Raw genomic sequence first — 20291 nt, forward strand, 5'->3', positions numbered from 1 at the left:
TCGTTGCTTATTCCCAGAATTTGTTTTGTGCGGTGTGGGTATTCTTGAATATAATGAAGTGGATTTTTCATTTTGGTAGACGGTGAAAACTCCGTTCTACCATTTTTTTGGCACCAAGTTAATATTCCGGACAGGTCTAAAGTGTATCGCCTCTATTTTTTGTGGGTACGTTAATTTCAGTTGCAGTTCGCTCGTGCATTGTTTCTTCTAAATGCTCTTCATGTTGACGTTTTTTGCTTATTCCCGCCCTTGCTTCTTCTGAAATATTAGCGTGTTTGGATATTTCTAATTCCTCCGTAGCACGCTCATGCATTGTTTCAGCTAAATGTTCTTCGTGTTGGCGTACTCCAACCATAGCTTCGCGGGCTTTTTCTTCTACTGTCAAATCTATTTTTATGCTCTTGGGTATTTCTACTTCCAGTTTAGGTAACTTAAGTGTTAAGATCCCACGATCGAATTCAGCCTTTACTTCTCTATAATTAACAGCTACAGGTAGTGGTATAACACGACGAAATTGACCGTAACGAAATTCAGAACGGAACAAGCCTTTTTGGGAAATATACTTTTCTTCCTTACGATCTCCAGCGATAGAAACAGCTTCTTCGCTCACTTCAACCTCTAAATCTTTGCCATCTACTCCTGGCACCTCAGCCTGTAAGATAATATCTATATCTGTTTGTTTGATTTCAATAGCCGGTTTCCAAGCAGTATTTTCTGTGTGTTTAATTTCCATTAATTCATCAAATAGATGATTCATTTGATGTCGCAAAATATCTAAATCTTTTAGCGGTTGCCAACCAATCCAAGACATTTGCCTTCCTCTAATAATTTTGTTCGCAACTGAATCGGGAGCCAAAGCAAAGATGAAGAATAATTGTTTCCTAGCATCGGCTCTATTGTTAGATTAAGGAAAAAATTTGGGGAAGTTGTGAGGATAGATCGTAATTTATAAGATTTATAGGGTAATGGGAAAAATAAGTTACCAATTATCCATTTTGCTCTACATTGCTAAGCCTGAATGGTAAAGTAACTAACAATTTTTAAGTACATATATTAATATAACTTAACAGATTTTATGCTTTACTTACACCTCCGAAAACATCTTTCTAACCCTGATTTATAAAGTTAGGTGAAGTTTTATTCTTTTTTGGATTCCCTCATATTTTCCTCAAATTTATAATATATATTTAATCCACTTACAGCTTGGAACTTACAAATTGGAATTTATTTAAGATGGGGAAAGTAAAATGTTATCTACAAGACAATCTGAATTTATTAGCTTTTTAGAGAAACATTTTGGTATTTCTATTGCTGCGATCGATTTGGCTTTACGGGATATTGAGGATTGTCCTAGCTTATTACCAATGACACTTTGGCAATATGGATTGGTAAATATCTCACAGTTGGATGAAATTTTTGACTGGCTTGAAAGTTAAAAGGTGCTGAAAGTAGTGAATTAATGATTAATAAAATTTTATAAGTTAGCAAAAATCAAAGCGATCATCAATAGTATCTACTTGTTTAATAGATTTTATCCTTCCAAAAATTTATGAACAGTTAGGATTTGGGAGGATAATATATCGAGAATTTATCTCCTAAAATTAAATATGACATTACCCGTTCGATTCTCTAAAAATAGAATAATCATAAATTAAACTCACAAATCAATAAATTTAAAAACTAAATTAATTACATCCAGTATTTTCCCTATTCATATTGTAGAAACTACAAATGATAAGTCTCAAAAAAAATATCATTTATTTTTGTTTAGCACTATTGGCTTATTTAACATTTTTTACCTCATTTGCTCATGCCAGCAATCAGGTATTAGATGTGTATTTTTTTTATAACCAAGCTTGTCCCCATTGTGCTAAACAAAAGCCATTAATGCAATATATAGATCGAAATAATCAAGATGTTAAAGTACACACTTATGAAGTCACTCAATATCCAGATATCTGGGACAAATTCCTAGAAAAATATAAAGTTTCTAGCAGCGCGGTTCCAAGAACATTTATTGGAGAAAAAACATTCATTGGTTATAGTGAAGAGAATGGTGATTTAGAATATAACTCAATTTATACAGGTTACATAGGTTATAAAAATCAAATTATTCAGGCTATAGAATCAGAATTAGGTAAACAAATTAATGTTCCAGAACAAAATAGAATTTTCATTAATGCTTGGCAAATATTTTTGATTCCAGGGCTCTACGCCATAAGTTATTTATTTTTGCAGAATAAATTGCAAAGTGATCAAGCTAAAAGATATTGGTTTGGTGGTTTAATAACCACATTAATAATTAGCATATTTATTTTTATAAACCTTACTCCAGATACAGTAATTACAGAATTTTCTCAAAAACTCCCCTTCCCTTTATTCGTATCTATAATTGCCTTTGCAGATGGATTTAACCCTTGTGCTTTTACTGTTCTGATTATTTTGCTCTCATTGCTGACTTATACAAAAAGCAAAAGGGATATGACCATTGTTGGTTCAACATTTATCATCACTTCAGCAGTAATCTATTTTATTTTCATCATGATTATGGTACTGCTTGGTTCAATTTTTTTGGAAAAATATGGCAGTATATTCATGTTAATATTGGGAAGCATAATTACGATTGCTGGAATTATTAATATTAAAGATTACTTCTTTTTTAAAAAAGCTATATCTCTATCATTATCAGAATCACAGCAAATAGAAATTACTAAAAGAGCTAGCCGGATAGTCAGGGATGTGCAAACTGTGGGTCAAGATAAAAAGAAATTTTTTGCTGCATTACTGGGTACAATTTTATTAGCAATTATTGTCAATGTTGTGGAATTGGGATGTACAGCGATACTTCCTGTTGTCTATATGACTAGCTTAGTTAACTTTTGCACAGAAAATATTTGGCTCTGCTACGGATTTTGGACAGCTGTTTATGCTGCGATTTATATTATTCCCCTATTTGCAATTTTATTCAATTTTATTTATTCGTTTAAATCAGCCAGACTTACGGAGTTGCAGGGGAGAAATCTAAAGCTGTTTGGGGGAATTTTTATGCTGTTTTTCGGAATTATAATGATATTTAAACCAGAATTTTTGATGTTTGCTTAATTTATTCAACTTTAAGTAATAAGAAAAATAAAATATATTTATTAGGACTTACGCAACCGGCACATTTTTCTTGTAGGGTGCGTGACACAAGCGAGTTAATCTGAACGTATTAATAAGATTTTGAGTATCACGCACCACCGGTGTATTGTGACAATTGCGTAAGTCCTGTTTATCTAGGTATAGGACTCCTATTTGATTTTTGAAAAAATAATTGTTCCAAAAGCCTACCATATAAAGCCTTTCTTCAAAGTATACTTAGCAAGATTCAATTAGGATTCCTATAAGTCATTAAAATTAAGTCATTAAAATATTGAATTAAAAGAATTTTTATTTAAGTTTAATCTACAGTAACAATTGGTTATATTCTTTCCGTTTACTTTGGAATGATTTAAAAGGTGATTGAAAAAACTCTGAACCTTTGTTCATATAAAATATATAATTCTGATGCTAACGGATTTGATATTATGTGTCGTGCTAGAACCGTTGCTTCAGCCTTACTTACCTGGACAATCATCATCTTCCCTTGAAGGGGTTTTAGTTCCCTGAGAAAAATCAAAAATATCATTCTTTAGTTTTTAGTACAGCAATCAGATCTAAATCTTTCAACTGACGGCGAACTATAAACCCAGAAAGAATTGCAGTTATAATAATTACAATCAATGCAAACCCATAGCTAGCATTGGTAATAACTAAAGGAAGGCGATAAAGTTCTGATTGGTAAGCACTAGACATCAATGCACATAACCCGAACCCCATCATAAAACCTAGAGGAATCGCTACTAAGGTTATGATTGCTTGTTCCCCTAACAAAATAAAAGTAATTTCAGCTTGGGTAAAACCGATAATTCGCAGCGTTGCAAGCTCGCGACTGCGTTCCGAAAGTGCAATACGTGCGGCATTGTAAACTACTCCAAAGGCAATGATACTGGCAAATATAACCAAGACAGTGGTAAAAATACCCAAACTTTCAGCGATCGTTTCTTCAAACCTCTCAATTGCAGTTTTACGGATCGAGACACCAGCTACTGCAGGAGTTCGTTTGAGTAAATCATAAAGATCATTAAGAATATTTTCATCAACCATCAAATAAGCACCTGAGATTGTTCCGCCTTCGCGCATTAACTGATTTAGGGCTCTGATATTCATATACGCAGACATCCCTAGTAATTCATCAACTTTCCCCACAACTTGGACAGTGCGAATAGGTCTAGCCCCTTCCAACACTTCCACCGTTAAGAATTCACCTAAATCTACCCCCAGAGTATTTGCCAGTTGTGTTGTTAGTACAACTCCACTACTAGGTAAGTTTACAGAATGTAAATTGCGGTTAATTAAACGTCGTAATTCAGCTTCAGGATTAATTCCTGTTAAGGCACTACGATAACTACGATGTTCAAAGCGCAGTCTCACCCCTACAGTACGAAAAGGTTCGGCATATATAACCCCAGGTAAATGTTCGACCTCATATCTTGCTCGTGCGGAACGCGGTTCGTTGAAAACAATAGTTACATCCTCACGTTGGACATTACGGAACTGTACATCAATAATATGTACCATCACATCAGAAAAATAACGTCCGACCACTAATATGGCTACAGCCAAAGCAATTCCTAAGGCAGAGAATAAAGCCTGGAATGGTTTGCGTTCAATGTTACGTAGAATTATTCTAACTGCGGGAGAAACTAATTGTTGCAACCCTAAGCGTTCTAAAAGAGTTGCTCGGAACTGTGCTGGTGGTTCGGGACGCATTGCTTCTGCTGGTGGTAAAGAAATTGCTTGTTTTACGGCAACAAAAGCTCCAAAAATACCCGAACCACCGCTAATAAAAATTGCCCCTAAAATCAAACCTAAGCTTGCTTCGTAGCGCAGCAACGGAAAATTAAAAAATCTTGTGTAATTTTGGGTGACAGCTATGCCAAACCATAAACCCAAAGCAGTACCGAGAAAAGCACCAAAAAAGACAATGATTAGGACAAATTTTAAATAGTGTAAACCAATACTGAGATTGTTATAACCAAAAGCTTTGAGTACTGCAATTTGGTCGCGCTGGGTACTAACTAAACGAGAAAGTAACATGTGCAACAAAAATGCTGCGATCGCGAGAAAAATTATCGGTACAAAGATTGCAGTTCCTTGAAGTCCCTTAATTTCGTCAGATAGAAAGCGGTTGGAAATTTGGTCTTCTCGAGCGTAAGCACCCAATCCACCATACTTCTCCAAAAGTTGATCCAGTCGAAAGATTACCTCTTTTTCGTTTGTCCTTGGCATTAATGTTAACGCTACATCATTAAATGCCCCATCCATATTAAAAGCAGTACCTAAAGCCTTACGACCCATCCACAGGACACCGAATAGTTTATCATCAGGAAGAAAATCTCCAGCGCCGCGAATTGCATAAACATACTCTGGTGAAAGTGCGACACCAACAATTTGTAACTTTTGCCAGCGTCCATTAATTACTGCTTCAAGATTGTCGCCCAATTTTAGATTATTAGCTTTAGCAAAAGCTTCACTAATTAAAACTTCATCACTCTTACCCGGTTCGATATAACGCCCTTGACGAATATATAGATCGTTGAGGATTGGCGTTCGCCGTTCTGGAATTGAAACCAGTCTACCAGTAGCTGGTTCTGAAAGGTTGGGAACATCAAGAGTCACATCAACCACAACCCTTGTATTTACCTGCATTACCCCTGGAATATCTCCAATCTTCCTGGTTAAGCTTTCTGGTGCTCGTTTTAACTGTACAAAAACCTGTGCAAAACGATAGTTCTCATAATAAGTTGTCTGGGAAAGTTGCAGAGAATCATAAGCACTCAACATACTGACAAAACTGGCAATTCCGCAAGCAATAACTAAAGCGATCGCAATAATTTGACCGCGCCAGTGGAGAATATCTCGTAGTAATTTTTTATCCAGGGCTTTCATTAAATTACGACAATCATCCCTAAAGTTTTAATCTTCTCCGTTCCCCGTTCTTTTTTCCCTTAAAAAATCACCACTCCAATTCTTCAGGTTTTACTTTTGTTTTATTAGAATGAATACTGGTAATCTCACCACTACGCATAGTTATAACCCGATCTGCCATTGCTGCAATTCCAGCATTATGGGTAATTACTGCTGTCGTCGTTCCAAGTTCCTGGTTTACCCGTTCTAGTGCATCCAATACTAGTTTACCTGTTTGGAAATCAAGGGCTCCAGTAGGTTCGTCACATAGTAAAACCTCTGGACGTTTAGCGATCGCGCGGGCGATCGCTACCCTTTGTTGTTCACCTCCCGACATCTGGGATGGAAAATGATTTAAACGTTCCTCCAAACCAACTAATTCCAGTGCTTCTTCCGGACGCATGGGATTTGAGGCAATTTCGGTGACAAGAGCAACATTTTCCCGTGCGGTAAGACTAGGAATCAGATTGTAAAACTGAAAAATAAAACCCACGCATTCGCGCCGAAAACGAGTTAGCACCGCATCATTAGCATCTGTTAAGTCCCGTTGGTGAAAGAAAACATAACCACTAGAAGGTATATCCAGTCCCCCAATAATGTTAAGTAAAGTTGATTTTCCGCTTCCAGAAGGTCCTAACAATACTACTAATTCCCCTTCATAAAGGTCGAGGTTAACTGAGTGGAGCGCCTGCACCTCCACTTCACCCATGCGATAAACCTTGGTGATTTCTTGGATATGAAAAATTACTTTTGGTGGTGAATTTGCAATAATATTTTGCATTTACTGAATTTTCTATGAAGCTTCTGTGAAGCTAAAATCTTCTTCCAGATTTGAATATGGGAAAATTACAAAATACTATTTTTGAGATACGCCCTGTCGTTCTGGTAGTAATTTTTTGTGAGCTAGATATTCATGAAGTTCTTTTGGCTTAACTTGACACAAATCTTTCGCTAACTCAACTAACTTGAGATTTTTAGGTAATATGGGTAGGACAATGTCTCGCATCAATCCTAAAATTCGATGTTCGGCAATCAAAAGTAAATGCCCAGTTTTATAAACCCGAATTAAACTAAAAATTTGGTTAGAAATATTTTGAGCAAAGCGCCGTTCAAATTCAACCATATGATTTTCACGGTGGTCGTCATAGCTATGGGCTCGAGCCCCTGCACCACGGTTGCGTCCGGTTTTAGTGTTAGCCCAAAGTTCTTGACCTGCCAATTTCTTAGTTGGATTATGTAAAGCTTCCCGTTCGATCAAATTTGGTCCAAAATCATTATCAGCTAATTCGTCTAGTTCCAAAGTCAAAAATCTTGCCTTTGTACTATCAATTACTGCAACGAGAAATCTTGTGTGTTCGAGCGATGTATTAACGTTCATTTTCCGTATAATTTCTATGAAACGATACCGCTTGATTCTGAATTTATGAGGTTTAGATTTATGAGAGTTTACGCTTTAATTCAACAGAAAAACTAAGGTTTGTGATTTACGATAGGTTCTAAAAAATGTTTACTTTGCACAAGCCTTTTTTAGAAATCTGTTTTGAAAAAGAAATTGCATAAATCTCGTTTATTTTAAGGTTAGACAATAAATATGAGGAAATCGTGAGGAAAATGATGTCAACAAAAGTCTAAAGAGAAATAAATTTATTTCTTAGCTGTATATAAAAAAAGCTGTAATTAAACTCAACCCCAGCGCACTTAACAAAATAGTTGCACACCATCGAGCTAAGAACATTCCACCAATAAATGAGGCTAGTAGAGCTTTGACAACTGTATTCACCGTTGCAGCAATTAGAATTCCTGTCGCTCCAATTGGAAGGGGCAAATTTCCTTGGGTCGCCTGTGCTAAAGATAAACTCACTGCATCTACATCTGCTATTCCTGAAATTGCTGATAGCGCATAGATACCCGTATTTCCAAACCAGCTTTGGGCTGCACGAACAAGGACAAATAAAATGCTCAAAACCACAGCAAAACCGAAAGCTGCTCCCAACTCGACTGGATTATTTAGCTTTAACTGTGCTGATGATGGATTTTGCTTGACTTGAGTCGCTATAATAACCGATGCCACAAGCGGAACAATAGCCAATAAACCCAACGGAGCCGTAAGCCAGGGAAGTAAAGCAGGATTGACAACTCCCACTTCAATTAGCAGACGAACAGCCATAGTCGCAGCAGCAAGAGAAATACCCGCACCTAGTAAAGCAAAATTTCCCTTTTCCTTCCGCGCCATTCTTCCGTAAGCAACCGTAACTGCTGTGGATGAAACTAATCCACCAATGATCGCAGTTGCAAGCAAACCAATGCGACTCCCAAAGATTCGCATTGTAAAGTAGCCAATATAAGAAATACCTGCAATTAACAGTACCAACCAACCAATCGTCCGAGGATTCAATGCTTCCCAAGGACCAATATTATTATTGGGAAGTAGAGGAAGTGCAACTGCTGCGACTATTAATAGTTGTAATGTGGCAATTAGTTCTCGTCGATCTAGTTTTCTCAGAATTTGGTGTAGTTCCCGTTTACATCCGAGTAACACCGCTAAAATAACAGAACCTGCAACCGCTTCACTTTCAAAACCACTTACAGCTAATGCACCTAAAACAAAGGTGATTAATAAAGATAATTCAGTTGTGATCCCAAAATCCTGGGTATCTTTGACAGTCATTATGTAGGACACAGCAACCATTAGCGCTAGACCAAAAAATGTCACCGCTAGGAAACCGGCACCAAACTTTTCCCCTAAAAGGGCTGACATACCGCCAAATAACCCTATGGATGCAAAACTCCTCACACCTGCGACCCGCAAACCTGTGGGACTTTTTCGGCTTTTCCAACCGCGTTCCATACCGATAATCAGACCCACAGCAAGGGCGATCGCTAATCTAAATGCAGTTATGGTATTCATTTTGACGACTAATTAAGCGGTTAATTAATGTTAATTAACCCTCAGTAATGATTAAAAAGCTGGGATTAAAAAACTGGGATTGCAGTTATAGCCAGTATTAGCAAAACTAACAAAATCAACACACTTATTTTGAGAGTTACATGTTTAATTACGTCGGATACTGAAATATCAAACATAGTTCCACCTCCAAGGCAGCCTTTTTCCCAAGATTTGAGGCTTCTCAAAACTAATGGCTGCTTATATATTTATTGTCTAATACAAATATCTGAGGTAAAGCTGAATTAACATTTCTTTGCTGTTTTTATGTAACATACTAGCAATATTTACATTTAAACTTTGCAATACAATAAAGATAACTATGCGCGTTACATTAATTAATATGGCAGAACCTCTCCCCTAACTCTGCATGCATTAAAGATTGATGGTGAGTGTCAATCTTCTCATTGACAGTAACTCTTGGTTACTTTTACTTCTCAAGCAAATGTTTTTTAAATACTTATTGATAGACACAACACTGGAAAAATAATCATACCCCAAGGTCATGCAATGGGTTTGGAATTAATGGGTATGGAATTAATTGGTGTGGAACTTCAATCTAGCAGAACCAGGTAAAACAAATGAACAAAACTTTTGCAACAATTGACGGGAATGAGGCTGTTTCCCGTGTTGCTTATCGTTTAAATGAAGTAGTTGCAATTTATCCGATCACCCCGTCATCACCGATGGGAGAATGGGCTGATACTTGGTCCGCTGGGGGTCGTCCCAACTTGTGGGATACAATTCCCAGTGTTGTAGAAATGCAAAGTGAAGGTGGTGCAGCAGCAGCAGTACATGGTTCGCTACAAACGGGATCCCTAACAACAACCTTTACCTCCTCCCAAGGTTTGTTATTAATGCTTCCCAACCTGTACAAAATTGCTGGCGAATTAACAAGTGCTGTAATTCACGTCGCTGCTCGTTCTTTGGCTACCCATGCTTTATCAATCTTTGGCGATCAAAGCGATGTCATGGCGACTCGGGGGAGTGGTTTTGCATTACTTTGTTCGACATCAGTACAAGAAGCACATGATTTTGCATTAATTTCTCAAGCTGCAACTTTAAGAGCGCGGGTACCTTTTATTCATTTTTTTGATGGTTTTCGTACTTCCCATGAAATTCAAAAGGTCGAGCTATTAACAGATGATGATTTGCGAGCATTAATTGATGAAGAATTGATTTTAGCTCATCGCGATCGCGCCTTAACTCCAGATCGTCCAGTGTTACGGGGAACTGCACAAAACCCTGATGTTTATTTCCAAGCTCGGGAACGCATTAATCCTTTCTACAATGCTTGTCCGGGAATTGTGCAACAAGTCATGGATGAATTTGGAGAACGGACGGGAAGGCATTATAAAATTTTTGAGTATCACGGTGCAGAGGATGCACAACGGGTAATCGTATTAATGGGTTCGGGGTGTGAAACGGTACATGAAACTATAGATTATCTTAATGCTCGAGGAGAAAAGGTTGGTGTAGTAAAAGTTAGACTGTTCCGTCCTTTTGATATTGAAAAATTTGTCGAAGTCTTACCCAATAGCGTCAAAGCAATCGCTGTTCTTGATCGCACGAAAGAACCCGGTAGTGCTGGCGAACCACTATATTTAGACGTCATCACCGCCTTTATCGAAACATTATCTGCAACACCATTACCAAAAATCGTTGGTGGTCGTTACGGTCTTTCCTCCAAAGAATTTACCCCTGCTATGGTATTGGCGGTTTTGGAAAATTTAGCCCAAGAACAACCAAAAAATCATTTTACAGTGGGGATTAATGATGATTTGAGTTACAGTTCTCTGGAATTTGACCCCAGTTTCTCGACAGAAGCAGACAATGTTGTCCGAGGAATGTTCTATGGCTTGGGTTCTGATGGTACAGTTGGAGCAAATAAAAATACTATTAAAATTATTGGTGAAGGAACTGATAATAATGCCCAAGGTTACTTTGTTTATGATTCAAAGAAATCTGGGTCGATGACAGTTTCCCATTTGCGCTTTGGTCCCCAAGCTATTCGTTCTACCTATTTGATTGACAAAGCTAACTTCATTGGTTGTCACCAGTGGGTATTTCTAGAAAAAGTTGATATTCTCAAGTCTGCTGTTCCTGGGGGAACATTTTTGCTTAATAGTCCCTATGATTCCGAGACTGTATGGGAGTATTTACCTGCTTCAGTTCAAGCCGAAATAATTAACAAGCAGCTAAAATTTTATATCATTGATGCCAATAAAGTTGCCCGGGAAAGTGGCATGGGCAAAAGAATTAATACAATAATGCAAGTATGTTTCTTTGCATTAGCCAATGTTTTACCCCAGTCAGAGGCGATCGCTAAAATTAAACAAGCGATTGAAAAGACTTACGGTAAAAAAGGGGTGGATATTGTCAATAAGAATTTAAAAGCCGTAGATAATGCGGTTGCAAACTTACAAAAAGTAGATGTTCCTGCAACTGTTAGCAGTAATATAGAACTGGAAGCTGCAGTTTCTGCAAATGCGCCGGAATTTGTCCGGGATGTCCTCGGTAAGATGATGGTCTGGGAAGGTGACGAACTACCTGTAAGTGCTTTACCAATTGATGGTACCTTTCCAACAGGAACAGCAAAATGGGAAAAACGTAATGTCGCCCAAGAGATTCCAGTTTGGGAACCAGATGTCTGCGTTCAATGTAATAAATGCGTGATGGTTTGCCCCCATGGAGCCATTCGTAGCAAGGTTTACGGCGAATCTGAATTAGTAAATGCGCCAATTAGTTTCAAATCTATTGATGCTAAAGATAAAGACTTTGCAAACCAGAAACTTACTATTCAAGTTGCACCAGAAGACTGTACTGGTTGTGGTATTTGCGTTGATATTTGTCCTGCAAAAAATAAATCCCAACCCGAACGCAAAGCAATTAATATGGAACCCCAATTACCTTTGCGATCGCAAGAACGGGAAAATTGGGACTTTTTCCTAAATTTACCACTTCCAGATCGCAGACATTTGAAACTCAAACAAATTCGTCAACAACAACTCCAAGAACCCTTATTTGAATTTTCTGGCGCTTGTGCTGGTTGTGGGGAAACACCTTACCTGAAATTATTAACTCAACTATTTGGCGATCGGGCTTTAATTGCAAATGCAACGGGTTGTTCGTCCATATATGGGGGTAATTTACCGACAACTCCCTGGACGACTAATGCTGAAGGTCGGGGTCCCGCTTGGTCTAACAGTTTGTTTGAAGATAACGCCGAATTTGGTTTTGGCTTTCGTTTGTCTGTAGACAAGCAAACAGAATATGCAGCCCAATTGTTAGAAAAGCTAGGAAATGAGGAATGGAAAACAGGAAATGGGAAGGATAAGCAAACTTTAATTTCCCAAGACCTAGTTAGTTCTATTCTGAATGCAGAACAAAACAGTGAAGCTGATATTTGGGAACAACGGGAACGGGTTGCACAACTCAAACAAGAACTAGATAACTTGTTAAATTTTGCCCAAACGCAACATGATACAACCTCTGTAGAGACGCGACATGTCGCGTCTCTACAAAAATCCAAAATTCAAAACCTCAAATCCCTCGCTGATTATCTCGTCAAGAAAAGCATTTGGATTGTAGGTGGTGATGGCTGGGCTTATGATATTGATTTCGATGGAATAGACCACATACTTGCAAGCGGTCGCAACGTCAATATCTTAGTCATGGATACAGAAGTCTATTCCAATACCGGTGGTCAATCATCCAAAGCAACACCTATCGGTGCAGTGGCTAAGTTTGCTGCAAGTGGTAAACCCGTAGGGAAAAAAGACTTAGGTTTGATTGCAATGACCTACGATAATGTTTATGTCGCCAGCGTTGCATTAGGTGCGCGGGACGAACACACACTTAAAGCATTTATTGAAGCTGAAGCCCATAATGGTCCATCCTTAATTATTGCCTACAGTCATTGCATTGCCCATGGGATTAATATGACAACTGCTATGACCCATCAAAAAGCTTTAGTAGATTCTGGACGTTGGTTGCTATATCGTTACAATCCTAGTTTAGCCCAACAAGGAAAAAATCCCTTGCAACTAGATATGAAGCAACCAAAACAATCAATCGAACAATCAATCTACCAAGAAAACCGCTTCAAGATGTTGACCAAAAGCAAACCTGAACTCGCTAAAAATCTCTTGCAAGCAGCACAAGCTCAAGTAAATGCAAGGTGGGAATTGTATCAATATTTAGCAGAGCGGAGAATCACAAGCAGCGAGGATTGATATCACACAAAATTAATTGCATAAGCTGTAAAGATGTGGCAAGGCTGCATCTTTTCTCTTTCGGTAACTAGAAAGCCTGAAAGACCACTTTCAATTATTCAGATTTCTTATAGTGCCTGTATAGAACCCATTTGGTATCTTTATAAAATAGGTATAATTATGGAAAAATGTCTTATTCAAGTAGTTTGACAGATAATGAGTGGGAAATTATTGAACCCCTATTACCTAAAAAGAAAAGAACCAAACCCCCAACCTGGAGCAAGAGAGAAATCTTAGACGGAGTTTTATATCAACTCAAAAATGGTTGTAACTGGTGTGACTTACCCTCTTGTTTTACCTCCTTACTCAACAGTATTTTGGCATTATAAACAGTGGCGAGCAGAAGGAATAATAGAAAAAATCAGGGATGCTCTACATGAGCAAGTGCGCCAACAGGTTAAAAAAAACCCAAATGAACCTTAATCATAATTGACTCACAAGCGGTAAAAAATACTTGTAATGCCAGTGTGGAATCGAAAGGGTTTTGTTTTTACAAATCTACGAACGGAATTAAAAGGCACGCTTGCTGTAGATAGCTTGGGGTTTCCTTTTTTTGTTCACTGTACCAAAGCCAATGTGTCTGATGACAAAGGATTAATCGAAATTTTGTCAGACAATATCGATTATTTCAAATCCAAACCACTCAACATTCCCAAAGTTACTATCCTTCTTGATAATGGATATCATCCCGAAAAATTAGAGGAAGAATTGAAAAAAATTTATCCCCAAATAATGACCAAGATTAGATTTGAGCTATCACCAAAACCTTCCAAAACTCAAAAAGAAAAAGAGGGAAAGATTGGTTTTATTCCAGTCAAAGCAAGGTGGGTCATAGAAAGAACAAATTCTTGGATGGAGAGATGTAAAAGTTTGGTCAAAAATTTCGAGAGAACTCTTGATAATTCCACTACCAAGGTAAATCTCTGTTTTATAAGACTTATGCTTAAAAGACTGGCCACTGCTACCAATTAAAAAGATCCCAAATGGGTTCTATACGTTAATGTATCTGCTATTCAGCCATAGGATTTGGGACTATTGATTAAAATGCTTGACAATTTGTTGAGGATTACCGATAACCACAACACTTGGTGGTACTGACTTACGAACAACGCTTCCTAAACCGATTACACTATCTTCACCAACATTTACTCCTTTCATAATCGTAGCCCTAGCTCCAACCCAAACATTACGCTTGATAATAATGGGGGCTGTAACTTTTTCTCCTGGTGGAGAGTGACGCAGTAATGGTTCTAAATTATGATAATCACTATCAGCAATATAGCAATCAGAAATTAAACAGTCGTCACCTATACTAATTGAATGCTGACAGCCAATACAGCAACCGTTAAGAAAGACATTGCTACCGATATTTATGTCTCCACAACCATAAATAGTTACTTTCTTACCTAATCGAGAGCCAGAACCTATATTTACCCTAACATTACCTTTTACAATCAAAGAACCTTTGATTGCAACATCAGAAGCAGTCTTGACGTTTGGATATCGTAATTTATAAAAAAATCTTTTGGCTGCGAAATAAATTAGAGCTAAAGACTTTTTAACTGACTTATCAATATGTCCCATTATGCTTAAATTACTTACTTATTAGTAAAAACTTTAAAATTATAAAAAGATTTAGAAGAATGATTGTCCAAACCATTTACTACTAAACCTACCAGGTAAGCTTGATGCTGATTTAGTTGCCTAAGGCTATCAGTTACAGGTTTACAGTAACTTTTACCAGGCTTAACAACAAATAATGTGTTTCTAATTGCTGCTGCCATTAATGCAGTTTCACTAGTTAAAATTACAGGGGCACTATCAAAAATTATGTAGTCATATTTTCTACTAGATTCCGCAGATACTACTCTTCTATCAAAATCTCCCCGTCGAATCATTTCCGCTATTTTATTTTGTCTAGGTACTGTTGGTAATAAATCTAGATTTGGTTTGATTGAGATAGGTACATCACTATCGCTAGATGGAGTATTCATATAGCCTAAACAATGAGTGAGTTGTGCTCGACGAAAATCTCCATCAACCATTAGCACTCGAAAACCCAAATCTACTAAAGCACAAGCAAGCTTCAGAGTAACTATGGTTTTACCTTCTCCCATCATTGCACTTGTCACTAACAAACGACGATTAGCCAAATTTTGCAAGCTGATTGCCGATGCTAGTCGTTGAAATTCTAGTTCTGTTTCATCCTTTAAATACCATGTTTTGTATGAATGTTTGAGTTTAGGTATAGATGCAACAACAGGAAACTTTTCGTCTTGCAAATCTTTAGGGTTTAATAAAGGATTACGACGTTCTAAGAATAACAATAAAGCAATGCTGCCAATAACTGATGCAAGAAAAGCATTGATAATCATCAAAGATAGCTTTGGACTTACAGGTTTGGGGTTAACTTTTGGAGGGTCTAATACTTCCACGTTTGGATAAGCATCAAAAGCATTAATATTATTTTGTTGTATCTGAGCAACTAATCCTTTATATACACCTTCAGCAAAATCTACCTGTTGTTGCAATTGTGCTAATTTTGCTTGATTCTTGGGCAGCGATGATAGTAATGTTCGTAACTGTTGAATTTGTCTGTCAATTTGTTCTGCTTGTTTTTGCTGAGCCTTAGCTTCTGTCTCTGCTGTAATTAATTGTTGAATTAATAAAGCACGTCCTTGTCTATCGGTATTTATTGTTTTATCTATCTTACCTCCAGTAGTTACCTGTGCAATCTGTTTTTGAATTAATGATATTAATTTTTGACGTTCAATAACAAGATTCTGTACTTCGGGATGAGTTTCTTTGAAATTAACTCGTAATTTTAATAAATTGATTTCTAATTCCGATAATTTACTCTGCAGGAATTGAAAATCTTTGTTTTCCCCTAAACTCAAGGAACTAATTGCCTCTTGAGGCATAAGAGAAAGCCTTTGAGATAAAGATTCTACACGTTTCTCATTTAAGGCCACTTGAGCTATAGCTTGAGATTTAGCATTAGTAAGAACACTAATATTACTAACAATACCTTTAGTCTGTTCCTCATCTGCAACTATTCCAGTCGTTTGCTGGAAGTTAGCTAAGTTAGTTTGAGCAACATCAAGATTTGCTTTTGCTCGTTCTAATTCTTGTAAACTAAATTTTTGTCGCGCTGTTGAGTTAGCTTTTCTCAATTCGTTTAAACGCTTTTGATAAACTTCTATTAAAGAAGTAATACGTTCCTGTGCGATCTCTGGAGTTGAACCAGCTACAGTTAAAGAGATAATTGTAGATTCTTCCTGTGGACTTGTAGTAAATAAACTCTTATATTTAGAGAATTTTTTAAATTTGTCTTTTTGTGTATCGTCTTTTAAAACTTCTTCTAGTAAAGTATCGCTCATTAAGATGGATTCTTGGACTTTTAGGGGATTTACTCGATCGGAAAAAATAGCATTTCCGTTTCTGAGAGAGCCTAGAGTTCCTAAATTAGCATCAAGGTTTGTGCTTGTTGTAGGTAAAATTAGCTTTGCGCTCGCATTCCATGTTTTACTAGAAGTTTGAATAGCTATCAAAGACACAGTACCTATAAGTACGTTAAGTGCTATTAAAGATTTCCAATGTCTAGTAATAATTCTAGTTATTTTACTCATAAATATCCTGAACCAAAAATTATTTATAAGTTATAAAATTAAAAATATTTTATTCTATTTTTACTATAAAATTTGTGTTTCTAACTGCTCCCAACGAACTACATTTTTACGATTTTCTTGTATTTCTGCAAGATTTGCTCCCAGCCAAATGAAAAAGAACCAAAAGTAGACTACCATCCAGCTCAAAGGTGTAGCATTAAGTAAAAAATATAAAGCTATTAAACTTGTGAAAGCAAGCTGAGAAGATAAGTTACCATTAATAGCAGTTTTCCAAAAACTAGATAAGGTGGAAATTAACGCAAATATAAATACTATAAAACCAAATATTCCATGCAAATAAAGAACTGAAGTATAAGTTGAAAATGATCCTAAATCAACTTCATATATATGCCATTTTACTGTTTCATGAACGACTCCCCACCCAATCCAAGGTTTTTCTTGCCAAGCTTCAATAGTTTTCTTAATTACAAGTTCGCGATCGCTTGATGATTCGGCGCGAGCACTAGTAAATATTTCCAAGGGTTTGTTAATCAAATCTTGAAAGGACAAACCCAAGCAACTGCAAATTAAACAAGTAAATGATGCTAACCATAGGTACCCTTGACGCAACCAACTGCTACGAAAGCCAAATAAAACCAATAATCCTAAAGGTAAACCAAGCCAAGATATTCGACTTTGGGCTGCTAGTAAAGCTATTAAACTTCCTAACACAGAAAATTTTCGTAAACGAGGATTTGTTTCAGCTAAACAGATAAAAAAGCACAACAGTGCACAAGCTCCTAAAATTGGCGGATCTGCGGTATAAAGATCTGTCCTTGGTAAAGGTATACCAAAAAAATCTTGTATTGTTGCAAATTTAACTACTAAGGCAAGTTTATTACTATCAGGTGGAACTGCATTAGCTAAAGGAGTCATTAAGGGTGGTAAAGGACCAAAAACAGCAAGAATTGCTAATTGAATTGCAAGGGTCACTAGATAACCAGTTGCCATCCAAGCGATTGCTCGAGTAACTATCTTTGCTCTTACTGGTTGCCAAAAAGGTACCACAAGGCAAGAAAATATCAAAAAATAGCTCTTGAATAAAGTAACTCCTGATGCTGCAATTTTTATTAAATCTAAATTTAAATTACTAATACCAATTATAGCTGTCCACAACATTACTATAGACATTGCTAACCAAGACCATATACAAATCGGTACCGATATTTTGAGTAATTTTTCGAGTCTAAAACTCATAAATATTAAATAGCTAGCTACTGCTGGATAAAAAAGAGTTTGTATACCTAAAAGCCACCACAAAGGAGTTAAGACAATTATCCAGTAAATAATTCCTTCTATAAAGGACTTCTCTCCTAAATTAGACTTGTTATCCTCATGATTTAAATTCTTAAATATTGCTGTTGACATAGTATATGTTTGGAAAAATACTTATAATGATGTTTTTTGATTAATAACAGTTTTTTATTATTGTTGGCATCTGGGAAAATTGAGAGCTTCCCAATAATAAATTAGAAGTGAATATTTGATTTATTTGTCAAATTCAACTTTAAAAAACAGCAAAAAAGCGGTAAGTGCTTGCAATAAAATATTTAGCATAGGTAAAGAAAAAGATTTTGTATTTATAACAAATACCATAGAGATGTGAGAAGCATTATTCAGTAAATTATCCTTTGGGTAAATTATAAGGATATTCAGTACTTAGTATGCTAAAAATGTAGTTGAAAACCCTAAAATTTGCTCTCTGCAATATAAAATAAGCTTATAATTTATATTTTTAAGTTTTTGAGATAATTTGGAAATTTAGACTTTTATTTTAAAGGCAATATTAAAATATGTACTGAAGAACCAATTATAATTTCTCTGGTTTGAGGTATGTAGTATTAGAAGTTATTTGGCTCAAGATGGAGTTCAATATTTAATAGTTCCAAAAAAAAAGTATTAATTAATACTGGCATTACTATAGCAATCCTAAATGATATCATGTCCGGAAAACACTTGGGATAAGGTTTGTAGTAGCACTTGAGCACCAATATATTTACTATGGCGCTAAAGCGCTACTACAAACAAACATATTTTGTCATAAGTAATTAAGCGGACATGATATCATTTTTGAAAAAAATCATCTATAAAAATTTAGTATTAATGTCTCACTTCTTAATATTTAGTAAGCAAGATGTTCGCATTATTTATAACTAATATTCTCATGACTAATTTAGGATTGCTATATAAATATACTAGCTTTATTATGTCAGCATTCTTTTGATATCACTCCACATTTGGCGACTTAAAACCTTCTGGTTTTCAGATGCTATCTTTATTGCTTCCATTATCTCGGATCTGCTAGGTTCATCAATAATTGAATCAAGCTTCTCTATACTTTCATTCAAATTCCCTTCTGGATTGATAAGTAATTCAGAGCAATTGTAACTGTCAAAAAGCATTTGATATTTGTGGCTCCATCCAGCTCCCAAGCAGGGTATTCCCTGGGATAGTGCGCTAACTAAACCATGAAAGCGGGAGCCAATCAGCAATTGGCACTTACCTAAAATACCTTTTAGGTATAAGGGATTATTATCTATCACAATCGGAACTTTTTTATTCACCTCAGCTTGTAATTGAGTTCCCAGTTTATAGTCATTTGTTTCATGAATCAGTATAAAAGGTTCAAGACCTCGCTCTAATAGATGATTGATTAGCTCAGCTAAAAATTGAACATATACTGTACTTGCTTTAGAGGATGTTTTATCAATCATCCGATAATTTGGAATTATGCAAGGTCTACCAATTAAATCTTGAATATATTTTGGTTCTAGTCCTTTAACTAAATTAGTAAAATCTGGGGCAATTTTCACATTATTCATTGAGCTAGATAGTTCACTAATGAGGTCGTAAGATACTGGATCTCTAGCAAATATTAAATCCACATTATTCAGAATTGTAAGAAAGGCTTGTTTAATTCTCTCACTTGTAAACGGTCCAAATGCTTGGGGTAAAAGAATGATTTTCTTGCTTTGTTTCTTCCATTTCAAGCAAAGATTTGCCATTCTTTCAGTATCTTCAGGTCCCCACTGATCGCTGAAAGCGAAACCAGAAGCATCTAATACAATGTCAACTTCTGATTCCAATGTAATCTTGTAATGCTGGCGAACAGGCTTTGGAATCATATTTGCAGCTGCACTAATCAAGTCAGTAGTAAATGGGACTTTATTAGATGGTCGATAAGAAAGGTGATTAATACCAAGTTCTCGTCTCTGTTGAAAACTGCCAATTTTTGAATGTGCTGCTAAGATGTAGTCTCGATCCCATTGAGATATTTGCTGATTCACAGCATGTAACATTAATTCCGCACCTTTATTTTGAAAATTAACACCGTATATTGAAAACTTCATAGATCTT

General features: G+C 36.3%; 14 protein-coding genes. 5 read left to right on the forward strand and 9 right to left on the reverse strand.

What is annotated here, in order from left to right:
* Positions 1–136: 136 nt before the first annotated feature.
* Positions 137–811 carry an Hsp20/alpha crystallin family protein gene (locus QNJ50_RS22000; protein ID WP_300639481.1) on the reverse strand — a complete coding sequence of 225 codons (675 nt, stop codon included), beginning with the start codon at positions 809–811 and terminating at the stop codon, positions 137–139.
* A gap of 436 nt (positions 812–1247) precedes the next feature.
* Here QNJ50_RS22000 and QNJ50_RS22005 point away from each other — a divergent pair, with 436 nt between their 5' ends.
* Entirely contained in the window at positions 1248–1436 is a 189-nt protein-coding gene (locus QNJ50_RS22005) for a DUF2949 domain-containing protein (RefSeq protein WP_300639485.1), read from the forward strand.
* 295 nt (positions 1437–1731) lie between these two features.
* On the forward strand, positions 1732–3102 hold the full coding sequence (locus QNJ50_RS22010) for a hypothetical protein (protein ID WP_300639489.1): 1371 nt from the start codon (positions 1732–1734) through the stop codon (positions 3100–3102).
* A gap of 561 nt (positions 3103–3663) precedes the next feature.
* Here the strand turns inward: QNJ50_RS22010 and QNJ50_RS22015 are convergent.
* The 4 genes from QNJ50_RS22015 to QNJ50_RS22030 form a co-directional block, all read right to left on the reverse strand.
* On the reverse strand, positions 3664–6030 hold the full coding sequence (locus QNJ50_RS22015; RefSeq protein ID WP_300639492.1) for an ABC transporter permease: 2367 nt from the start codon (positions 6028–6030) through the stop codon (positions 3664–3666).
* A gap of 67 nt (positions 6031–6097) precedes the next feature.
* Positions 6098–6829 carry an ABC transporter ATP-binding protein gene (locus QNJ50_RS22020; protein WP_300639494.1) on the reverse strand — a complete coding sequence of 244 codons (732 nt, stop codon included), beginning with the start codon at positions 6827–6829 and terminating at the stop codon, positions 6098–6100.
* A 75-nt stretch (positions 6830–6904) separates the two neighbouring features.
* On the reverse strand, positions 6905–7426 hold the full coding sequence (locus tag QNJ50_RS22025; protein ID WP_300639497.1) for a host attachment protein: 522 nt from the start codon (positions 7424–7426) through the stop codon (positions 6905–6907).
* Between the two features lie 273 nt (positions 7427–7699).
* Entirely contained in the window at positions 7700–8956 is a 1257-nt protein-coding gene (locus tag QNJ50_RS22030; protein WP_300639500.1) for an MgtC/SapB family protein, read from the reverse strand.
* A 617-nt stretch (positions 8957–9573) separates the two neighbouring features.
* Here QNJ50_RS22030 and nifJ point away from each other — a divergent pair.
* The 3 genes from nifJ (at position 9574) to QNJ50_RS22045 (ending at position 14238) form a co-directional block, all read left to right on the forward strand.
* Positions 9574–13227 carry a pyruvate:ferredoxin (flavodoxin) oxidoreductase gene (gene nifJ / locus QNJ50_RS22035; protein ID WP_300639503.1) on the forward strand — a complete coding sequence of 1218 codons (3654 nt, stop codon included), beginning with the start codon at positions 9574–9576 and terminating at the stop codon, positions 13225–13227.
* Between the two features lie 167 nt (positions 13228–13394).
* On the forward strand, positions 13395–13595 hold the full coding sequence (locus QNJ50_RS22040; protein WP_300639506.1) for a transposase: 201 nt from the start codon (positions 13395–13397) through the stop codon (positions 13593–13595).
* A 136-nt stretch (positions 13596–13731) separates the two neighbouring features.
* Positions 13732–14238: a transposase gene (locus tag QNJ50_RS22045; RefSeq protein ID WP_300639508.1), complete on the forward strand. Its 507-nt coding sequence runs from the start codon at positions 13732–13734 to the stop codon at positions 14236–14238.
* Positions 14239–14298: 60 nt separating this feature from the next.
* On the opposite strand, the gene QNJ50_RS22050 is transcribed toward QNJ50_RS22045, so the two are convergent.
* The 4 genes from QNJ50_RS22050 to QNJ50_RS22065 all read right to left on the reverse strand — a co-directional run bounded on the left by QNJ50_RS22050 (position 14299) and on the right by QNJ50_RS22065 (position 20284).
* A complete protein-coding gene (locus QNJ50_RS22050) occupies positions 14299–14850 on the reverse strand; it encodes an acyltransferase (RefSeq protein ID WP_300639511.1) in 552 nt (183 codons plus the stop codon).
* Positions 14851–14864: 14 nt separating this feature from the next.
* Positions 14865–16895, reverse strand: a complete 2031-nt coding sequence (locus QNJ50_RS22055; protein WP_300639514.1) for a tyrosine-protein kinase domain-containing protein — start codon at positions 16893–16895, stop codon at positions 14865–14867.
* Positions 16896–16958: 63 nt separating this feature from the next.
* Positions 16959–18302: an O-antigen ligase family protein gene (locus QNJ50_RS22060; RefSeq protein ID WP_300639517.1), complete on the reverse strand. Its 1344-nt coding sequence runs from the start codon at positions 18300–18302 to the stop codon at positions 16959–16961.
* Between the two features lie 836 nt (positions 18303–19138).
* Entirely contained in the window at positions 19139–20284 is a 1146-nt protein-coding gene (locus QNJ50_RS22065) for a polysaccharide pyruvyl transferase family protein (protein WP_300639520.1), read from the reverse strand.
* Positions 20285–20291: the final 7 nt, after the last annotated feature.

This window comes from Mastigocoleus sp. MO_188.B34 (genome assembly GCF_030065675.1).
Classification (GTDB): Bacteria; Cyanobacteriota; Cyanobacteriia; order Cyanobacteriales; family Nostocaceae; genus Mastigocoleus.

Excerpts from the sequence above, each read along its gene's own strand:
- QNJ50_RS22000 (WP_300639481.1), bottom strand. The coding sequence starts at position 811 with ATGTCTTGGATTGGTTGGCAACCGCTAAAAGATTTAGATATTTTGCGA.
- QNJ50_RS22005 (WP_300639485.1), top strand. The coding sequence starts at position 1,248 with ATGTTATCTACAAGACAATCTGAATTTATTAGCTTTTTAGAGAAACAT.
- QNJ50_RS22010 (WP_300639489.1), top strand. The coding sequence starts at position 1,732 with ATGATAAGTCTCAAAAAAAATATCATTTATTTTTGTTTAGCACTATTG.
- QNJ50_RS22015 (WP_300639492.1), bottom strand. The coding sequence starts at position 6,030 with ATGAAAGCCCTGGATAAAAAATTACTACGAGATATTCTCCACTGGCGC.
- QNJ50_RS22020 (WP_300639494.1), bottom strand. The coding sequence starts at position 6,829 with ATGCAAAATATTATTGCAAATTCACCACCAAAAGTAATTTTTCATATC.
- QNJ50_RS22025 (WP_300639497.1), bottom strand. The coding sequence starts at position 7,426 with ATGAACGTTAATACATCGCTCGAACACACAAGATTTCTCGTTGCAGTA.
- QNJ50_RS22030 (WP_300639500.1), bottom strand. The coding sequence starts at position 8,956 with ATGAATACCATAACTGCATTTAGATTAGCGATCGCCCTTGCTGTGGGT.
- nifJ (WP_300639503.1), top strand. The coding sequence starts at position 9,574 with ATGAACAAAACTTTTGCAACAATTGACGGGAATGAGGCTGTTTCCCGT.
- QNJ50_RS22040 (WP_300639506.1), top strand. The coding sequence starts at position 13,395 with ATGTCTTATTCAAGTAGTTTGACAGATAATGAGTGGGAAATTATTGAA.
- QNJ50_RS22050 (WP_300639511.1), bottom strand. The coding sequence starts at position 14,850 with ATGGGACATATTGATAAGTCAGTTAAAAAGTCTTTAGCTCTAATTTAT.
- QNJ50_RS22055 (WP_300639514.1), bottom strand. The coding sequence starts at position 16,895 with ATGAGTAAAATAACTAGAATTATTACTAGACATTGGAAATCTTTAATA.
- QNJ50_RS22060 (WP_300639517.1), bottom strand. The coding sequence starts at position 18,302 with ATGTCAACAGCAATATTTAAGAATTTAAATCATGAGGATAACAAGTCT.
- QNJ50_RS22065 (WP_300639520.1), bottom strand. The coding sequence starts at position 20,284 with ATGAAGTTTTCAATATACGGTGTTAATTTTCAAAATAAAGGTGCGGAA.